The following is a 411-nucleotide window of genomic DNA, read 5'->3' on the forward strand; positions in this document are numbered from 1 at the left end:
AACTGAAAGTGCAGTAGAAAAAACAGATGAAAATCCAACCATACTTGATCCGAAAAAAGCGGCTATAGCTGCAGCCATTGCAAGAGCCAAAGCGAAGAAAGCTGCTGCTCAAGGTGAAACAGTTGCAACAAATACAACTGAAAGTGCAGTAGAAAAAACAGATGAAAATTCAAGCGTACTTGATCCGAAAAAAGCAGCAATAGCTGCAGCCATTGCGAGAGCTAAAGCCAAGAAAGCTGCCGCTCAAGGTGAAGCAGTTACAACAAATGAAACTGAAAGTGCGGTCGAAAAAACGGATGAAAATCCAACCGCACTTGATCCGAAAAAAGCGGCAGTAGCTGCGGCCATTGCAAGAGCCAAAGCGAAGAAAGCTGCTACTCAAGGTGAAACAGTTGCAACAAATACAACTGA

1 pseudogene is annotated in these 411 nt (G+C 43.6%); it reads left to right on the forward strand.

Annotation, left to right across the window (positions count from 1 at the left end):
• Positions 1 to 411, forward strand: a pseudogene (locus HMPREF2732_RS09980) (electron transport complex subunit RsxC); the annotation flags it as partial.

Origin of the sequence: Haemophilus sp. HMSC061E01 (genome assembly GCF_001810345.1) — a bacterium.
Taxonomy (GTDB): Bacteria; Pseudomonadota; Gammaproteobacteria; order Enterobacterales; family Pasteurellaceae; genus Haemophilus_D.